Source organism: Pantoea sp. AS142, from assembly GCF_037152305.1.
In the GTDB taxonomy this organism is placed as follows: domain Bacteria; phylum Pseudomonadota; class Gammaproteobacteria; order Enterobacterales; family Enterobacteriaceae; genus Pantoea.
Genome location: NZ_JBBCMO010000017.1, coordinates 1 through 16,152, shown reverse-complemented (window position 1 = coordinate 16,152; position 16,152 = coordinate 1). Strand labels below are relative to the sequence as shown.

Sequence of the window (16,152 nt, the reverse complement as noted above, 5' to 3'; positions counted from 1 at the left end):
TTATTTTGCGTGCAGGACAACTATTGCTTTAAATCAGGGAGATGTCGAAATGAGCGACATGAAACTGGAACAGGTTGCGATCACTTCATCCGGCAACCGTAACGTTAAAAAAAGTAAAAAAACTTTTGCGGTGGCGCAGCAGGCAGGCCAGCACGTTGAGTTGACGCTGGCGAATCTGCGTAGCCACCGTCAGGGTCTGAGTCAGCCTGAAGCGGCAAAACGACTGGGCCTGTATGGCCGCAATGAGGTGGCATATGAGAAAGCGCCACCCGCGCTGGTTCAGCTGCTGATGGCGTTTAACAACCCGTTTATCTATGTATTACTCGTCCTGGCGCTGGTGAGCCTGTTTACCGACTATATATTGCCGCTGCGCGCCGGTCAGGAGACCGATCTCTCCGGTGTGATCATCATCTGTACTATGGTGATGCTGAGCGGGCTGCTGCGTTTCTGGCAGGAGTTTCGCACCAACCGTGCGGCGCAGGCGCTGCAGTCACTGGTTCGCAGCCAGGTGACCGTACTGCGGCGGGAGCCGGACAGTGAAACCGCACAACGGCAGGATGTGGATATGAGCGAGCTGGTGCCGGGCGATATTATTCTGCTCAGCACCGGCGATCAGGTGCCAGCCGATGTCCGCCTGCTAAGTTCACGTAATCTTTTTATCAGTGAAGCGGTGCTGACCGGCGAGTCGGTGCCGGTTGAAAAGCACAGCAGCGATGCGGGTATCGATGCCGAAGGCCAGACCGCCCAGGATCTGTTGGCGTCACCGAATATCTGCCTGATGGGCACCAGCGTGGCCAGCGGCACAGCCAGTGCCGTGGTGGTAGCGACCGGTGGCGAAACCTGGTTTGGTTCTCTGGCCTCAACGCTGACCGGAAGCCGTCCGCAGACCGCGTTTGATCGTGGAGTGAATAGCGTCAGCAAGTTGCTAATCCGCTTTATGCTGGTGATGGTACCGGTAGTGCTACTGATTAACGGCTTCACCAAAGGTGACTGGATGGATGCAACGCTGTTTGCACTGGCGGTCGCGGTCGGACTGACCCCGGAAATGCTGCCGATGATTGTCAGCGCCAACCTGGCTAAAGGCGCGATTGCAATGTCACATCGCAAAGTGATCGTTAAAAAGCTTAACGCCATCCAGAACCTCGGCGCGATGGATGTGCTTTGCACCGATAAAACCGGCACCCTGACCCAGGACACTATCCTGCTGTCGCATCATCTGGACGCGCAGGGCAATGAAGATGCACAGGTGCTGCTGCTGGCATGGCTTAACAGCGGTAGCCAGAGTGGCGCGAAAAACCTGATGGATCGCGCCGTGCTCTGCGCGGGCGATAAAGTCATTTCACAGACTCAGCGTAGCCAGTTTCAGCTGGTTGATGAGCTGCCGTTTGATTTTACCCGCCGTCGGGTTTCAGTGCTGGTAGAAGATCTGACTCAGCATCGTTCACAACTGATCTGCAAAGGCGCAGTGGAAGAGATGCTGGCAGTCAGCATCGCCGTGCGGCAGGGCGATGCGGTAGTCGCACTGGATGAGTCTCAGCGTACGGCGCTGCTGGCGCAGACCGAACGCTATCATCAGCAGGGGTATCGCGTGCTGCTGGTAGCGACTCGTGATGGTGAACTGCTTGCGCCGCTCAGCGACAGTGACGAGCGCGATCTGATTATCCAGGGAATGCTGACCTTCCGCGATCCACCCAAAGCCAGTGCAGGCAAGGCAATTAAGGCCCTGCGCGAGAGTGGCGTGGCGGTGAAAGTGCTGACCGGAGACAATCCGCTGGTCACGCTGCGGGTCTGTGCTGATGTCGGGCTGACCGATCCGGCGATGCTGACCGGGGATCAGATTGAGGCGATGAATGATGATGAACTGGCGCAGGAAGCAGAACGTTGCACCCTGTTTGCCCAACTGACGCCGTTGCAGAAGTCTCGTCTGGTGCGCCTGATGCAGCAGAAGGGTCACACCGTCGGGTTCCTTGGCGATGGTATTAATGACGCACCTGCGCTGCGGGCGGCCGACACCGGGATTTCCGTAGACAGCGCGGCGGATGTGGCAAAAGCATCATCGGACATCATCCTGCTGGAGAAAGATTTACAGGTGCTGAATGAAGGTGTCCTCAAAGGACGCGAGACCTTTGGCAACATCATCAAGTATCTCAACATGACCGCCAGCTCCAACTTCGGTAACGTTTTCTCGCTGCTGGTAGCCAGTGCCTTTATTCCGTTTCTGCCGATGCTGTCGATTCATCTGCTGATTCAGAACCTGATGTATGACGTTTCCCAGCTGGCGCTGCCGTGGGACAAGGTTGACCGTGAGTTTTTGAATAAACCGCGTAAATGGGATGCTAGCAACATCAAACGTTTCATGCTGTGGATGGGGCCGACTTCATCAATTTTTGACGTCACCACTTTTGCGTTGATGTGGTTCATTTTCGCCGCTAACCATGCGGGCGTGCAGTCGCTGTTCCAGTCTGGCTGGTTTATTGAAGGACTGCTGTCACAGACGCTGGTGGTGCATATGTTGCGTACCCGCAAGATTCCATTTATTCAGAGTCGCGCCACCTTACCGGTGATGCTGACCACGCTGGCGGTAATTGTGCTGGGCATCCTGATCCCGTTCTCTCCGTTGGGCACGATGGTCGGACTGGTGCCACTGCCATGGCAATATTTCCCCTGGCTGGTGCTGACGCTGTTTTGCTACTGCCTGGTGGCGCAGGGTATGAAACGTTTCTACATCCGTCGTTTTGGTCAGTGGTTCTAAGGAGGAGAGGATGAAAAAAGGCAGGCTCGATACGGTATTTGCCGGGGTGATGATCATCGGCTTAACTCTGATTGCGCTGACGGTCATCGTGCGGTGATAGCGCGTTAATACTAAGGTAATTCAGAGGCAGCGAGGCGACTCGCTGCCTTTATTATTTACTCTTCGTTGCGCTCCCGGCTGGCGCGCTGGCGCTCGTAAAATTCATCTTCTGCGGTGATGATCTCATCCAGCAGCGAATCCATATCCACCACGCGTTCCACTTCGACAAACTGTCCGGTAAGCGGCGTTTCCGGGGTTAGCTTGCCATCTTCATAAAGCAGCCAGATCTCTTTGGCATAGCGCGTCTGCAACAGGTGCGGAGCGAACTGACCGTAGTATGAGGTGATGTTGCCCACGTCACGCTCGAACATCGATTCGGCATGGTTATTTGCCGCAGCGTCCACCGCCTGTGGCAGGTCGATAATCACCGGTCCCTGGTCATCAAGCAGCACATTGAACTCCGATAAGTCACCATGGACGATCCCGGCACAGAGCATGCGAACGATGTTGCGTATCATGGTGTTGAAATCCGTGATCGCTTGCTCTTCGGAAAGTGTGACATCACTGAGGCGCGGCGCGACCGAGCCATTGGCGTCAGTAACCAGCTCCATCAGTAACACGCCGTCGATGCAGAGATAAGGCTGGGGCACGCGAACACCGGCGTTAGCCAGACGGAACAGGGCATCCACTTCGGCGGTCTGCCAGGACTCCTCCTGCTGCTTACGGCCAAACTTTGTGCCTTTCTGCATGGCGCGGGCATTACGGCTGTTACGGGTTTTACGTCCTTCCTGATACTGCACCGCCTGCTTGAAGCTACGCTGGGTCGCTTCTTTATAGACTTTAGCGCACTGCACCTTGCCGCTGCAAAGCACGGTATAAACGTCGGCTTCCTTGCCGCTTTTTAGCCGCTGCAGCACATCGTCAATCAGGCCGTCATCGACCAGGGGCTGGATTCTGTTTGGGATTTTCATGCGGCTTTATACCTTATTTCACCCGCTTTTCGTATCAATTTGCGATGATGGAAAACATTGGCAATGACTGAACAAAGTCTCTCATTCTACCCTGGAAAGTCGCTTTGTGGGATGATCCTTGATGACCTGCGCTTTTGGCCTTTGTTTTATCATAAACAATGGATTAGACGGGAGAACAGGGTGGTTTATCTGGCCATAGAATCGCTTTATCGTGAATCAACGAACAGGTGGAGATTACGTGACATAGGAATGAGCCTGAATAGCAGGCTAGTGCTGGCTGTAAGGCTGGGACCCTGCTCACAGAATCCCAGCTTGCCTGCAGGATTACTTCAGGCTTTTTAGCAGCTTAACCGTGCTCTCTACGTCGATCTCATCTTCTGAGAAGATCAGCGTCGACCCCTGGAAGGTGGTCACCGCCAGCTTTTTCAGCGAGCGCATCTCATTCGCTTTCTGATCCGATTTCGGCCGGATATTATTCAGCAACAGACCGACTGACAGCACCGCGTTCTCTTTGTCGACACCAGTATCGGCCGGCACTTCTTCGCTGTAAACCAGGTAAGACTTAATCGAGGTGATCTTCAGCCGCTCGCCAGCGATATAGATGTATTTGCTTGTCGGCGCGACTTTCACCGCATAAGCAGATAAGCCTTTGTTGTTGGCAGTGGGTTCAAACGTCACCGCCGCATCTTTCTTGATCAGATCAGGATTGGCGACCTTAATCACATGAAAATAGCGGTTATCACCATTTTCATCTTTGATAAAGCCAAAACCTTTATCTTCAAACCACGTTGTGATCGTTCCGTTCATCGCCATTTTTGCCTGCTTAATCTACTCAGTTTTTTACTGCGCGCAGTGTAAAACACAATGCCTGCGCAGACTATATAAGTCTGGATGATATTTCTGACCCGGCATTGCAATGCAGCCTAAGTGTAAACGGACAGCGGAATGAATAAAATCTCACTGGTCAGTGTCTCTCCCGGTCCCGACAGTTCATCGGCCGTAATAAACGGAGCGCGTGACCCGCAATGAGGGACACGTCACAACAGGCATCGCGTGTTATGACGGATAATCACTCATTACCCCACTGGTTCAGGAAGGTCGCGATCTCATCAATACGCTGCTCTTCGATACCCGCTTTATGAGCCATCTCCTGCTGAGACGCTTCACTGATCTCCTCGTTGTTCATCAAACGGGTGATCAGGAGCTGGAAGTAGTGCGCCAAGGGGGTGCGTTCTGCTTCGCTCACCGGCTTAGCGCATTCCGTCGCATACTCATCAGCAACGTCATAATATTTAAGTGGTATTTCAGTATTCATAGGTCTTCCGCTAAGTTAATGAGGGGGCAATGGCTGCCAGGCTCTCTGCCAGAGCGTGCAAGGTTATTATTTCGTTTTTCTATTGTGGCTGTAAAGGTCAGCGGGCCATAGGGCTATTAACAAAATTAATCGCTCAAATCGCGGGTTCAGCCTCTCCTCAGCACCCAGCCCTTATGCTGAAGTAAGGCGCGATAAGAGGCGTTGACCCGATCTTTTTACGCAGCCATTCTCCGAAATATTTCGGTTTTTGACACTAAATCAGCCTCACCGGTTCTGCCGGCTGAGCGCTGGACATAAGGACTTGTTATGACACATTCAGCGCATCAGGATTTTCTGCTCAAACTTGAATCACCTCAAAATGCGGCTGCTCTAAAGTGGGTAGAAAAGCAAAATCAGCGAATCAGAGAACGGTTTACTGGTGACGAGCAGTTTCGGCAAATCCAAAAGACTATCCTTCTTTCGTTAAATGATAAATCGAATATCCCCTGGGGAGAGCACTATCACGACAGGGTGTATAACTTCTGGCAGGATGAGTATCATCCTCGCGGCATATGGCGGCGTACCCCTGAAGCAGACTATTTAACAGAGGAACCCGAATGGGAAACCGTGCTCGATATCGACCGACTGAATGAACAGGAGGGGATAAAATGGCACTTCCAGCGAGCAAAACTGCTTTATCCTGCTTTCACCCGCGCATTGATTTTTTTATCGCAGGGAGGCGATGCCTGCGAAATTCGCGAGTTTGATCTCATCAGCAAGACTTTTATTCAGCCGGGCTTTTTCCTTGCCGAGAGTAAAAGCGCAGTTGACTGGCTGGACGAGGATACGCTATTGCTGGCGCTGGATGCGGGCGGCGATACCCTGACTGCATCAGGCTATCCGCGCTGTGTCAGCCGCTGGCGGCGTGGTACCGAGCCTGATGAGTCGGAGAGGCTTTACCGGGGCCAGATGAGTGACATGATGGTAGCAGCCTGGCATGACCACCGGCCAGGTTTCGAACGAACGGTCATCGAATGTTGCACCGACTTCTATCGCAGCCATACCTATCTTTTGACCGAGGCGGGCACCCTGGAATATATCGATATTCCTGACGATGCTTCGTGTGGATTTTTTAATGAGTGGCTACTTGTGACGCTTGTGAGCTGCTGGCAGATTGCCGATCAACGATATCCTGCAGGCGCGTTGCTGGCCGTCAGACTGGCGGATTTTCAACAGGGTCAGCGCAACTTCACTCTTCTGTTTACCCCTGATGAGCATACGATGCTGCAGGATTATAGCCCGACGAAAAATTATCTTTTACTCAATCTCATTAGAGATGTTGTCAACGAAGTGGAGATAGCGGGAGTGCATAACGGGCAGTGGCATAGGGTAAAAACAGTAAAATTACCGGACTTCACCACCCTCTCTGCCTATGCACTCAATAACGTGAGTGACCGTTATCTGACAATCAGCTGTGGATTTCTTCAGCCCTACAGCCTGAGTTATGGCGATATCAGCGACCACTCTCTTCATATCGCTAAGCAGGCGCCAGCCTGTTTCGATGCCAGAGAGTTCGGTGTCACTCAGCACTTTGCTTTATCTGCTGATGGTATACCGATTCCCTACTTTCAGATCGCCGTTAAAGGGCTTGAGCTTACCGGAGACCATCCGACACTGCTATATGGCTATGGCGGTTTCGAAGTCTCACTGACGCCAGAATATATCGGACCCAAAGGTGTAACCTGGCTGCAAAGGGGGGGCGTTTATGTGGTGGCAAATATTCGCGGTGGGGGGGAATATGGCCCGGCGTGGCATCAGGCCGCGCTTAAACAGCATCGACATCGGGCTTATGAAGATTTCGCGGCCATTGCCGCAGATCTAATTACGCGTAAGGTCACCTCTGCTGCAAGGCTGGCGGCTCAGGGGGGCAGTAATGGTGGGTTGCTGATAGGTAATATGCTAACAGATTACCCTGAGTTGTTCGGTGCCCTGGTATGCGAAGTACCGCTTTTGGATATGACCAATTATCACCGCTGGCTTGCTGGCGCCTCATGGATTGCTGAATATGGCGACCCTGAGATTGCTGAAGAGAGACAATGGCTGACAAAATACTCCCCATATGACAACGTCGCCGCCGATAAATATTATCCGCCGGTGCTGTTTACTACAGGCACCCGCGATGATCGGGTCTCGCCGGCACATGCACGCAAAATGGTGGCTAAGATGCAGCATCAGGGCCACAGCAATGTCTGGCTTTATGAAGAAACCGATGCCGGACATGGTAATGCACCAGAAAATAGCCAGAAAGCCTTTTACTCTGCTCTGATTGAAGCGTTTCTGTGGCAGATGCTTAAAAAGCATTAATTCAGACCGTTTCATTTATAAACACCGGCTGGAGCTTTTCGATATTCAGGCCGGTGTGAATTGCCTGGCTTATTTGCAGCGCCTCACCCTGTTAAAATTTTATTATTAGTAGCAGTGTAAAAGAGAACCCGATCTGCATGGCTATCAAACTTTAATAGGGGCGGGAGATATCTGGCATAGTTCCGAAACCTACTCCTTTTGTTTCTGTGGATTAATCCCCTGCACAACCAGCGATAGATAATTGGTCACGCATTTGTCGTGCAGCAGCGAGCGTTAGGGCACGGTAAGAGCCTGGGCTAAGATGTGTTCGGCTGCTACTTGCTGGGCGCTGGTAGCGAAACCTCCATAGCTTCTGGTCAGACGTTTTGATGAGCAAGGAAAGCCCACGCCATCATGTAGCGTGAAGTCTTTCTCTTGAGGTTTTGCTTTAAGGATGTCGTTATTAGTGAGGGGGCGTGCAATCCGCACCATAACGGATTCAGACGGCGCTGGCGAGTCTGAATTATTCTTATATGTAGTTAATTTTATTTTTTATATAATTCAGATTTTATTGGTATACCTAAGCGTATACCAATAACGTAAAGCGTTACCATTATTTGGAGGGGGCTGGAATGGGGTCTGCCATGATTGTCATATAGGTTTTTAAGCCTGACGCTCGCTTAACTCCGCGCGGATCTGAAAAGAAGGGAAGGCGTAAACGCGGTGAATTGGCAACCTTTATCGTCCAGAATGCATCACCAATAAAGTAGAAGTGAACACTTTCACGGCTTGTACTGAGCTTTTCAAAAAAGCCGGAGGAATATTCGTTAACTAACTGCAAAGATTCAAGAACGCCATCATTGAGACTAATCAGCGTTACCGCAAGGAACTCTTCATAAATCACATCATCCGTGGTGAAAATAAGGTAGCGGTCATCATCAACCTGAACTGCCGCCTCCAGTACATGGCCGGAAACAATAACACCGGTTGTTTTCCCTGCAACAATCACTTCTGACTTCGCTTGTTTAAATTCAGTCGCCGGACTGTTTTCAATCAAAGCCACTGTATTAACCGGCTGCATACTTATCTCCATATACGTCCCATCTCCCACGCGGCGAGTGCGCCTCCCACAAATCCACCGATGACAACGCAGACTGGCGCGCCCGGACCGCACATCAACCCAGCCATCGCTCCGCCAGCAGCTCCTCCGGCAATGCCCGCACCGTTAATAGCCAGTTGTCTCCCCATTTCTGAAACCTTGTTCTCAGCTGTATAGATTTCATAAAAGGAGTGGCAATAGAAAGCACTATTAGCCCTTTTCCTGCGCGGGAAAGCCGCATCATCCTCAGATTAACTTGCGGGTTGGATTTACCCGCTGATTCTACAATGCTGGCATAAACCTGATTTTTTTGCGTTTCAGAAAGGGTATTAAAATTGGCCGTGGGACCGAAAAGTGAAGTTGCTTTTTTCGCTATTAACTCATTCAGCGTTTTGCCAGATGATTTCATCTGCTCTGCCATTGCACGGCCCAGCGGTGTACTTCGCGATCGGGCCATATCCATTATCAGGTTCCGGGTTTCCTGAGCCTCACGTGTAGCCTGTTCCCATGTGATGAGGCCGTGATCTGAGGTCTTCAGCCATTTCTTTGATGCGCTTTGAATATTCAAGACGTAAACGAGGATCTACTGAAAGCCGCGCCGCTGCCGCTGAAACATCCCCCTGAAGCGCATTAACAGCTGCTTCAAATCGCTCGCGTCCGCGACTATCCATTGAGTTCAAAAAAGAAGTGTCCATTTTTACTCCATTCCCCGTGTTTGCCTGACTGTACCAAAACAAGCTAGGGATCAGAAATCAAATTATCCTGTTAAAAATGATTTTATAGAAAATCCTTCACACTATTCGCTATTGGATTTTTACATTTATAAACATTGAGTTAAATGGTGATAAATGGGTGTAGTATAACGGATATCCTTCATCCGCGATGAAGCATGAGCGTAAAAAAACCGGCTTTCGCCGGTTCTGATAGTCATGCTGCTGAAGGCTCGTCGCACTTCGGCAGCCAGTCAGTGCTGCTTTCTTCCGTCAGGTCAAGGTTGGTCTGTATCCCCAGCTTTGTCCGCCGCTTCATGTAGTGCTGTCCGTACTCCCGCATGATGCTGTCCAGCGACAGGCCAAACATTTTCATGCTGAGCGGATTCTTGTAGCCGTTGGCCTCCATATAGGCCAGATAGGCATGTAGAGGTAACGCCTGGGCTGAAGCGGCCTGATGCTAGCGTTCCCCATGTAAAGCGCGTTTGGTTCCGGCGTCGTGAACAGGTAGCCGCAGAAATCCACCATCGGGTCAGCGTCGCGCTTGATGCGCATGGCCTCGTCGGAATTCTGCTGCGACTGAAGCAGCGACCGGGCCTGCTGCGGCTGGCTGAATTGCTGCATCAGGTGACGAACAATTACGATCAGCTCGGTGCTGATTTTGTCCAGCAACTGAGGGCCACGTTCTGTTGCCGGGATGATCTCCGAAAAGTGCAGGATCACCCGGCTGCGCGACACGTCCCCGCTGCGGTCTGTAAAGCGCATCGGGTTGTTATTAACTGCCAGAATCACCGCTGGAATGTGTGTTGAATAGGCGTCACGGTACTTCGGGTCAATGGAGACCGCATCGCCGCCGGGGCGGGTGACCTCCAGAAACAACTGCCAGTCATAGCGGTTTGCCAGCACCATAAATAACGCCGCGAGGATGTGCTCCTGCTTGTCGTGATTATGCCAGGCGGCCCGCGTTAACCAGCGCCAGAAGGCCGGGGCGTGGTTTGTGAGGTTATCACCCGGACGCGGTGCAGTGTAGTCCACGCTATTGACGGTGCGCAGCCAGTGCTCGCGGCGGTGCGGACTGAACGTGCCGGTAGCCGTATCAAAAACGCCGTTACGGAAGCCAATCAGTCGGCGGGACGGTTCACGCATCTGACGTGCAGCAGCGAGCGTTAAAGCAGGGTATGACCCAGGACTGAGATTTATGCGGCTACTGCTTGCTGGACGTTGGTAGCGGAAACGCCACAGCTTCTTACCTGATGTTTTGAAGAGCAGGAAAAGCCCATCTCCATCAAGCAGCGTGATGTCTTTCTCTTGAGGCTTAGCTTTAAGGATTTCGTTATGGGTGAGGGGCGTGTCATCCGCACCATGACTGATTTCCATCCATTATTAGTACACGTTTTTGGCCTACATTATAGCGTGTACTAATAATCACTGGATTCAGGTGGATTGTCACGGACGATTACAGACACAAAAAAAACCGCGGGGCTTGCGCCGTGCGGGCTTTCAGGACTTCAGCGGACGAGCTGGCGGAATCTGAGAAAGTTTCGCAAACTTATGAAATTAAATATTTTTCGCCAATTCAACTTTGGATTGTGTACCTAAACGTGTACCAATTATTGGATCTCATACCTCGCAACGGCAGGGCAGGGATCACAAATGCCCGGCGCTCAATCTAAAATAAAATGATTTTAGAGAAAAGTGTTCACACTGTTCACCTTTGATTTTTATTTATAAATTTCAATTCCTTAAGTGGTTAATAGTTTGAGGCGAGATGTACACTAGTGTGCACTTTTGGTGATCACATTAGCCAAGATGACAAAAAGCGACAAGAGCCGCTACGTGTGATGTAAAGTTATTAAACGCTGCTGTCTTCAATAGTCCGCTTTGTGCCAGAAGCGGACGTTTCCAACATCTGCATGAAATAATCCATGGAGAAACGATATCATTGCATAGTCACGCAGACATGCCGGAATCATTGGGGGTGTTTTCAAGGTTCAGGCAGGTAAAGCAGTCGTAAAAGGCCTTCTCGCCGCAGGATCGCGCTGAGAGGTCGTAAGCCAATAGCGGGAATATCTATTATGTTAAGTAGGACCATTTTGGTGAAATTATCTCCGATAGCCCTATGCAGACTTTTCCGTATACTAAGAATCACGTGTAGGACATCCATCATTGAGGTAACCTTATGGAATTTCCAGAATATAAAGAAGAAATAATTGAAGATATAAAGTCTTGCCTTGAAAACTTACAAGTGCAACCTATTTTATTTATGGGTGCAGGAGTCTCACAAAGATATATCAAAGCACCTGACTGGGAGGGACTTTTAAAGCAGCTTGCTGGAATCTGCCCATTAATCAAGCGTCCTTATGGATACTATAGTCAAACTAAGGGAGACAACAAACCTTTGATTGCTAGCGAATTCTGTGATTTTTATGCCGAGTGGGCTTGGGATGATGGCAAAGAACGTTATCCCAATTCATACTTTGAGGGAAGCACATCGAAAGATATATATTTAAAACATGAAATATCATCGCTTCTAAACAACTTATCTAATTCAGTTGACTTTTCAAATTGCGAATATGCGGAAGAGATTAAAAAGTTAAAAAAAGTAAAACCTCATGCAATAATCACAACCAATTATGATGATACTTTAGAAAGAATATTTGAAAACTATCAGGCAATCGTAGGCCACAATGTCGTAAAAGTTAACTACACATCTTACGGTGAGATAATGAAAATCCATGGCAGCAGCCATGATGTAGATAGCATTGTAATAACCAATGAAGATTATATTGATTTTTATAAGAGAAAGAAATATATAAGCGCGAAACTCCTTACATATTTTGCTGAACACCCTCTATTTTTCTTTGGTTACAGCATTAACGATGAAAATATAAAAGCAATTCTTTCCGATATTGATGAAATAATTGCACCTAACAACGCCTTGATACCGAATGTTTATCTTGTCTCTTTCAGTAGAGATTGTGAAAGCACAGGTTCTCATCAGAAGGAACTGCTTATTGGAGTTGGTGAAAATAAGAGCGTAAGGATAAAAGTAATCTATGCAAATGATTTTGGATGGATCTTCGATGCTTTGTCATCTAACACTCCTGAAATCAGCGTCAACCCTAAGCTTGTCCGGGCTTTTTTAGCCAGAACATATACATTCGCATCTGAATCTCTTGTAAAACAAGAGCTTCCTTATGATTTTGAAATGTTCCGTAATATTGCTGAACACGATGATGCCTTAGCAAAAATGTATGGTATAGCCGAACTAAACAATGGACAGGCTTTGAATGCGAGTTTTCCTTACATAATGTCTGACCTCGCAAAAATGGTCGATCTAGGTTCGTGGCATTATGTTAATCAAGAGTTTGAAAAGTTGAGGAAATCTACTGGCTTTGACATCAAAGCTTCCGATAATAATTACCATGTTTTTATAAAGTCTGGAAAAAGTGGAATTGGTAAATATTCTACCGAAGCATTGGATTTACTAAAGAAACTCATCAATGGTGAGGAATATGAATTAAAGCCTTAATTATTTAGTTGCTTAAGTCCAGAAATGTGGCTGGGTTACAGATTTGCGATGCGTCATTTCTCGTGGAGACTTAATGTAAGTACTTCAAATCACAATTGCGTTAGAAGGAACTTTAATATGAATAGTGAAGAAAATAGTTTTTACCAGAAACAGGTAGTTGATGTGCATGTCGAGGCTGGAAGCGAAACCATTTATGGAAAATTGGAGTATGGTGACTTTGGGATCCCAACGCTAAGACTTAATACATTACCCGAAACAACAAATTTTTATAATCACGTTCGTGATAACGTAGAGCTTATTTGTACCACATTTCCGGAAGGAAAAAAAATTATCCTGCATGGAATAACACTAAGTGAAAATTGTGTTTTTGCAGATTATCTCACAAAAGGGAAGATGCTGCCTCAATTCGATAAATTAGAACTGAATCTGACAGGATTATCTGTCTGGATAGAGGGGCGTAGAGGTTTTCAGCGTAACAGCGATCGACTGGAAAGGGATGTCAGCACGGAAAGATTTAGTGAGCAGTTCTCTTTTCGCTCTCAAAGTTACTTTCTTACAAACAATTTTCACATAAACACTCATAATGAATCACCAGTTAAATGCCATTTTGAATTTGAACACACGTTAGTTATTCAAAAAAAAGAGGGGAACTTCGATTTTAAAGAATGTAGGGAGATAGTTCACGAACTACGCAACCTGTTTTCCCTATTGATTGGACATGCACTGTCAGTGCGTGACGTATGGATTTTTAGTCATGCGAACCCAGCACAGTATCAATGGCTCTATTTTCCTTCGGTATTATATGCAAAATATCCCTTACAATATGATTTTTATGCACTCTGCGACTTCTCAGGCTTGATTGAGGGTAAAAAGTGGGAGGGGATACTTTCTAATTATTTTGGCAATGATACTTTCAGGAATATCTTGAACAGACTTGTTCCTTCATATGGAGAAATGGGCGCATGGGAGTATGATATTTTATCTCGAGTCATAATATTGGAAATGTATGCTGGTGTGAAAACTGCCCACAGGAAACTCAAGCTAAGTAGAATAATTAACCGTGATTTTATGAAGGCACTCCAGCAAACAATAGAATCCTTCTCAGCATCAAGAGATTTATCCGGCGATGACCGTATTGTTTATGAAGGAATGGCAAAAGCGATCCTGAGCACGAAAAACACATCACTCCCTACTCTCAGAGAAAAGTATGACGCCTTGATGGAGGAACTCAGCGCTTGCTTTAGAAATGCCATCTCATTTACTGACAGTGACTTCAATAGAATAAAAAACCTCCGTGACAGTACAGCACATGGTGGTGAATATGAGAGATACAGCCAAAGCGACGATATTAGTTACGAAATACAGCTAAGCGACCGTTTGTTAGTTTTGTTGATGTGCTTCGTCTATTTGGAGTTGGGGTTTTCTGAAAGTGAGATCGCTTCGTTCTTTCAGAAAACTCATTGTTCATTTATTCGTAACGCAAATTTAAATACGCGTGAATTAGATCGGTTAAGCGGTGGAGTTGCGTTCATAAAACTTACTACCCCACCTAGAGAAACAGTTTTAAAAAAATATGACATGGTGATATTAGATCATTCTAAGGAAGCTGGAACATGGTATCTGAATGAAGAAATTACAGAGAATCTTCATATGAAATGGCATAAGAGCGGAATACCTATCCTGCTTGATTATATTAAGAGTAAATATCCTCAAAAAGTTGATGAGGATTTTGAAATTGTGAATAAGGCCTACATTGAAAGCGGTGGTATAGAGACTGAGCACTTTGGTACAGTTATCATCCACCATTAGCACTTTCTATGCCCTTATTTAAGCAAGCTAGGCAACATTAAAAATTATGAGGCAATGCTTCAAATTCATTAATAAACGGCTAAGGTTAGTAGTATCATCAAATATCTATCAGAATAACTGCGCATGTCGCTGTCCGCTCACAACGGACGGTGGCTTACGCGTCCGCTTTGTGCCAAAAGCGGACGTCGTTAACTGCCGGATATAAGTATTAATGGGAAGTAGATCAGCCTAGCTACGGATATCTATTATTGAGTATTGAACTGAAATCGTTTGTACTGGATTTTAAATCGTTTGCGGGTGGGATATAGGAATTGAGCTTTTTACTGATGCTTGATACTTTCAAAGCACAAGCAGCGACCCAACACCAAACTATAAAAGCCACAACAAAAACTAATACAGATTTTAAAATCTCTATGCCATCACTCTGTGAAGAACCTCTGTATATCTCAGTACCGATAAATAATAGCAACCATAGTAACACAAAAGGTACTAACCACTTATGGAATTTATGAGGGTATATATTTCCCTCAGCAATTGTATACATGCCCTGATAACGTAAGATCGCCTTCAAGGACGGAATTAATGACTGCGCATGGTCTGAGTAGAAGCATATGATTTTATAAGATAAATCTCGATCCCTATGCAGTCCGAACGACTGTAGACGAAACTGATGCTCCGCCTTAGCTAACGGATCGGACGTTGGTGCAGAAGAGGTTCTAAACCATTCGACTGCTTTTATCTGCTCGGAAGATGAGCGTGAAAAAAAATCTCTGCGATGAAACTGAATATACTTTTTTGTAATCGCTCCGATGATGGTGAGAATTACTGCGGAAACTACCGGGATACTGAAGATGTCCTTTATTAACGCTATCATAGCTTTTCTCCTGCTTATCTACATTCTAAAAGAACTATTATCTCATTTTTTAAAATTTAATTAGAATCTGATTCCTCAAAAAAGTAAATTCTATAGCGATTACGTTCCCTATCAAAAAATATCGGCCTAAAGAATGCCTGTATCTTCGACTACAACTTCATTACCTAGGGATTAACACGAACCTTAGAGTCATCTATGGAGTAATCCCGTTCCCGAACTTCCTCTCCTCGCTCTTAGCAGACCTTGGCTGACATTGATAATTGCATCAAATATAAAAAACCGGCCTAAACCGGTTTACGTGGAATGATATTATCAGACGCTACTTGCGGGCAACCAATCTGCCTCGCTGTCCTCATGCAACGTCAGATTAGTTTGTATGCCATTATTCGTGCGGCGCTTGAGCAACACTCGCTCATACTCCTTCAGCGTTTGCGGCACTGCCTGGCCGAACGCCGTCAGACTAAGCGGGTGCTGATGCCCTCGCGATTCCATAAACGACAGATACGCATGATAGAGATAGCGCTTTGGGTTTATCGGGCGAATATTGGCATTGCCGATGAACAGCCCGTTCGGCGTGCTCAGTGGCATCAGGTAACCACAGAAATCGACCAGTGGGTCTGTAAACAGACCCGTTTTAGTTCCACACACTTTTTGAGATTTCCGGTTTCTCAGCCATCAGCCGATATTCTTCCGGCGTCAGGTTATTCAGGGATTCATGAGGCCGCTCGC

General features: G+C 47.6%; 12 protein-coding genes and 4 pseudogenes. 5 read left to right on the top strand and 11 right to left on the bottom strand.

Annotated features, from left to right (window positions below; all coding sequences use genetic code 11):
• Positions 1 to 49: 49 nt before the first annotated feature.
• On the top strand, positions 50 to 2,752 hold the full coding sequence (gene mgtA / locus WFO64_RS21675; protein WP_337014219.1) for a magnesium-translocating P-type ATPase: 2,703 nt from the start codon (positions 50 to 52) through the stop codon (positions 2,750 to 2,752).
• Positions 2,753 to 2,762: 10 nt separating this feature from the next.
• Positions 2,763 to 2,849: a magnesium transporter protection protein MgtU gene (gene mgtU, locus WFO64_RS22640; protein WP_442956173.1), complete on the top strand. Its 87-nt coding sequence runs from the start codon at positions 2,763 to 2,765 to the stop codon at positions 2,847 to 2,849.
• A gap of 58 nt (positions 2,850 to 2,907) precedes the next feature.
• Here the strand turns inward: mgtU and WFO64_RS21670 are convergent, their stop codons facing one another.
• The 3 genes from WFO64_RS21670 to WFO64_RS21660 all read right to left on the bottom strand — a co-directional run bounded on the left by WFO64_RS21670 (position 2,908) and on the right by WFO64_RS21660 (position 5,077).
• Positions 2,908 to 3,762, bottom strand: coding sequence for a PA4780 family RIO1-like protein kinase (locus WFO64_RS21670; protein WP_337014217.1), 855 nt, complete (start codon positions 3,760 to 3,762; stop codon positions 2,908 to 2,910).
• Between the two features lie 324 nt (positions 3,763 to 4,086).
• A complete protein-coding gene (locus WFO64_RS21665) occupies positions 4,087 to 4,575 on the bottom strand; it encodes a cold-shock protein (RefSeq protein ID WP_337014215.1) in 489 nt (162 codons plus the stop codon).
• A 256-nt stretch (positions 4,576 to 4,831) separates the two neighbouring features.
• Entirely contained in the window at positions 4,832 to 5,077 is a 246-nt protein-coding gene (locus WFO64_RS21660; protein WP_337014214.1) for a YmjA family protein, read from the bottom strand.
• Positions 5,078 to 5,383: 306 nt separating this feature from the next.
• Here WFO64_RS21660 and WFO64_RS21655 point away from each other — a divergent pair, with 306 nt between their 5' ends.
• Positions 5,384 to 7,420, top strand: coding sequence for a prolyl oligopeptidase family serine peptidase (locus tag WFO64_RS21655; RefSeq protein ID WP_337014212.1), 2,037 nt, complete (start codon positions 5,384 to 5,386; stop codon positions 7,418 to 7,420).
• A 192-nt stretch (positions 7,421 to 7,612) separates the two neighbouring features.
• On the opposite strand, the pseudogene WFO64_RS21650 reads toward WFO64_RS21655, so the two are convergent.
• The 5 genes and pseudogenes from WFO64_RS21650 to WFO64_RS21630 form a co-directional block, all read right to left on the bottom strand.
• A pseudogene (locus WFO64_RS21650) lies at positions 7,613 to 7,891 on the bottom strand (integrase arm-type DNA-binding domain-containing protein); the annotation flags it as partial.
• Between the two features lie 121 nt (positions 7,892 to 8,012).
• Positions 8,013 to 8,480, bottom strand: coding sequence for a hypothetical protein (locus WFO64_RS21645; protein WP_337014210.1), 468 nt, complete (start codon positions 8,478 to 8,480; stop codon positions 8,013 to 8,015).
• A gap of 94 nt (positions 8,481 to 8,574) precedes the next feature.
• Complete coding sequence (locus WFO64_RS21640; RefSeq protein WP_337014208.1) at positions 8,575 to 8,961, bottom strand: hypothetical protein; 387 nt, start codon at positions 8,959 to 8,961, stop codon at positions 8,575 to 8,577.
• 25 nt (positions 8,962 to 8,986) lie between these two features.
• On the bottom strand, positions 8,987 to 9,193 hold the full coding sequence (locus tag WFO64_RS21635; protein WP_337014206.1) for a hypothetical protein: 207 nt from the start codon (positions 9,191 to 9,193) through the stop codon (positions 8,987 to 8,989).
• Positions 9,194 to 9,425: 232 nt separating this feature from the next.
• Positions 9,426 to 10,585 (bottom strand): annotated as a pseudogene (locus WFO64_RS21630) (primase-like DNA-binding domain-containing protein).
• 802 nt (positions 10,586 to 11,387) lie between these two features.
• Between WFO64_RS21630 and WFO64_RS21625 the strand changes: the two are divergent.
• The gene (locus tag WFO64_RS21625) at positions 11,388 to 12,740 is read left to right on the top strand and encodes an SIR2 family NAD-dependent protein deacylase (protein ID WP_337014204.1); all 1,353 of its coding nucleotides are present in this window, start codon (positions 11,388 to 11,390) and stop codon (positions 12,738 to 12,740) included.
• A gap of 117 nt (positions 12,741 to 12,857) precedes the next feature.
• Positions 12,858 to 14,549 (top strand): HEPN domain-containing protein, encoded by a 1,692-nt coding sequence (locus WFO64_RS21620; protein ID WP_337014202.1) that lies wholly within the window; start codon positions 12,858 to 12,860, stop codon positions 14,547 to 14,549.
• 232 nt (positions 14,550 to 14,781) lie between these two features.
• On the opposite strand, the gene WFO64_RS21615 is transcribed toward WFO64_RS21620, so the two are convergent.
• The 3 genes and pseudogenes from WFO64_RS21615 to WFO64_RS21605 all read right to left on the bottom strand — a co-directional run.
• Positions 14,782 to 15,423: a hypothetical protein gene (locus tag WFO64_RS21615; protein WP_337014200.1), complete on the bottom strand. Its 642-nt coding sequence runs from the start codon at positions 15,421 to 15,423 to the stop codon at positions 14,782 to 14,784.
• 312 nt (positions 15,424 to 15,735) lie between these two features.
• Positions 15,736 to 16,041, bottom strand: a pseudogene (locus WFO64_RS21610) (winged helix-turn-helix domain-containing protein); the annotation flags it as partial.
• Positions 16,042 to 16,057: 16 nt separating this feature from the next.
• A pseudogene (locus WFO64_RS21605) lies at positions 16,058 to 16,152 on the bottom strand (integrase); the annotation flags it as partial.

Coding starts and splice junctions, on each gene's coding strand:
- mgtA (WP_337014219.1), top strand. CDS start 50: ATGAGCGACATGAAACTGGAACAGGTTGCGATCACTTCATCCGGCAAC.
- mgtU (WP_442956173.1), top strand. CDS start 2,763: ATGAAAAAAGGCAGGCTCGATACGGTATTTGCCGGGGTGATGATCATC.
- WFO64_RS21670 (WP_337014217.1), bottom strand. CDS start 3,762: ATGAAAATCCCAAACAGAATCCAGCCCCTGGTCGATGACGGCCTGATT.
- WFO64_RS21665 (WP_337014215.1), bottom strand. CDS start 4,575: ATGGCGATGAACGGAACGATCACAACGTGGTTTGAAGATAAAGGTTTT.
- WFO64_RS21660 (WP_337014214.1), bottom strand. CDS start 5,077: ATGAATACTGAAATACCACTTAAATATTATGACGTTGCTGATGAGTAT.
- WFO64_RS21655 (WP_337014212.1), top strand. CDS start 5,384: ATGACACATTCAGCGCATCAGGATTTTCTGCTCAAACTTGAATCACCT.
- WFO64_RS21645 (WP_337014210.1), bottom strand. CDS start 8,480: ATGCAGCCGGTTAATACAGTGGCTTTGATTGAAAACAGTCCGGCGACT.
- WFO64_RS21640 (WP_337014208.1), bottom strand. CDS start 8,961: ATGGATATGGCCCGATCGCGAAGTACACCGCTGGGCCGTGCAATGGCA.
- WFO64_RS21635 (WP_337014206.1), bottom strand. CDS start 9,193: ATGGACACTTCTTTTTTGAACTCAATGGATAGTCGCGGACGCGAGCGA.
- WFO64_RS21625 (WP_337014204.1), top strand. CDS start 11,388: ATGGAATTTCCAGAATATAAAGAAGAAATAATTGAAGATATAAAGTCT.
- WFO64_RS21620 (WP_337014202.1), top strand. CDS start 12,858: ATGAATAGTGAAGAAAATAGTTTTTACCAGAAACAGGTAGTTGATGTG.
- WFO64_RS21615 (WP_337014200.1), bottom strand. CDS start 15,423: ATGATAGCGTTAATAAAGGACATCTTCAGTATCCCGGTAGTTTCCGCA.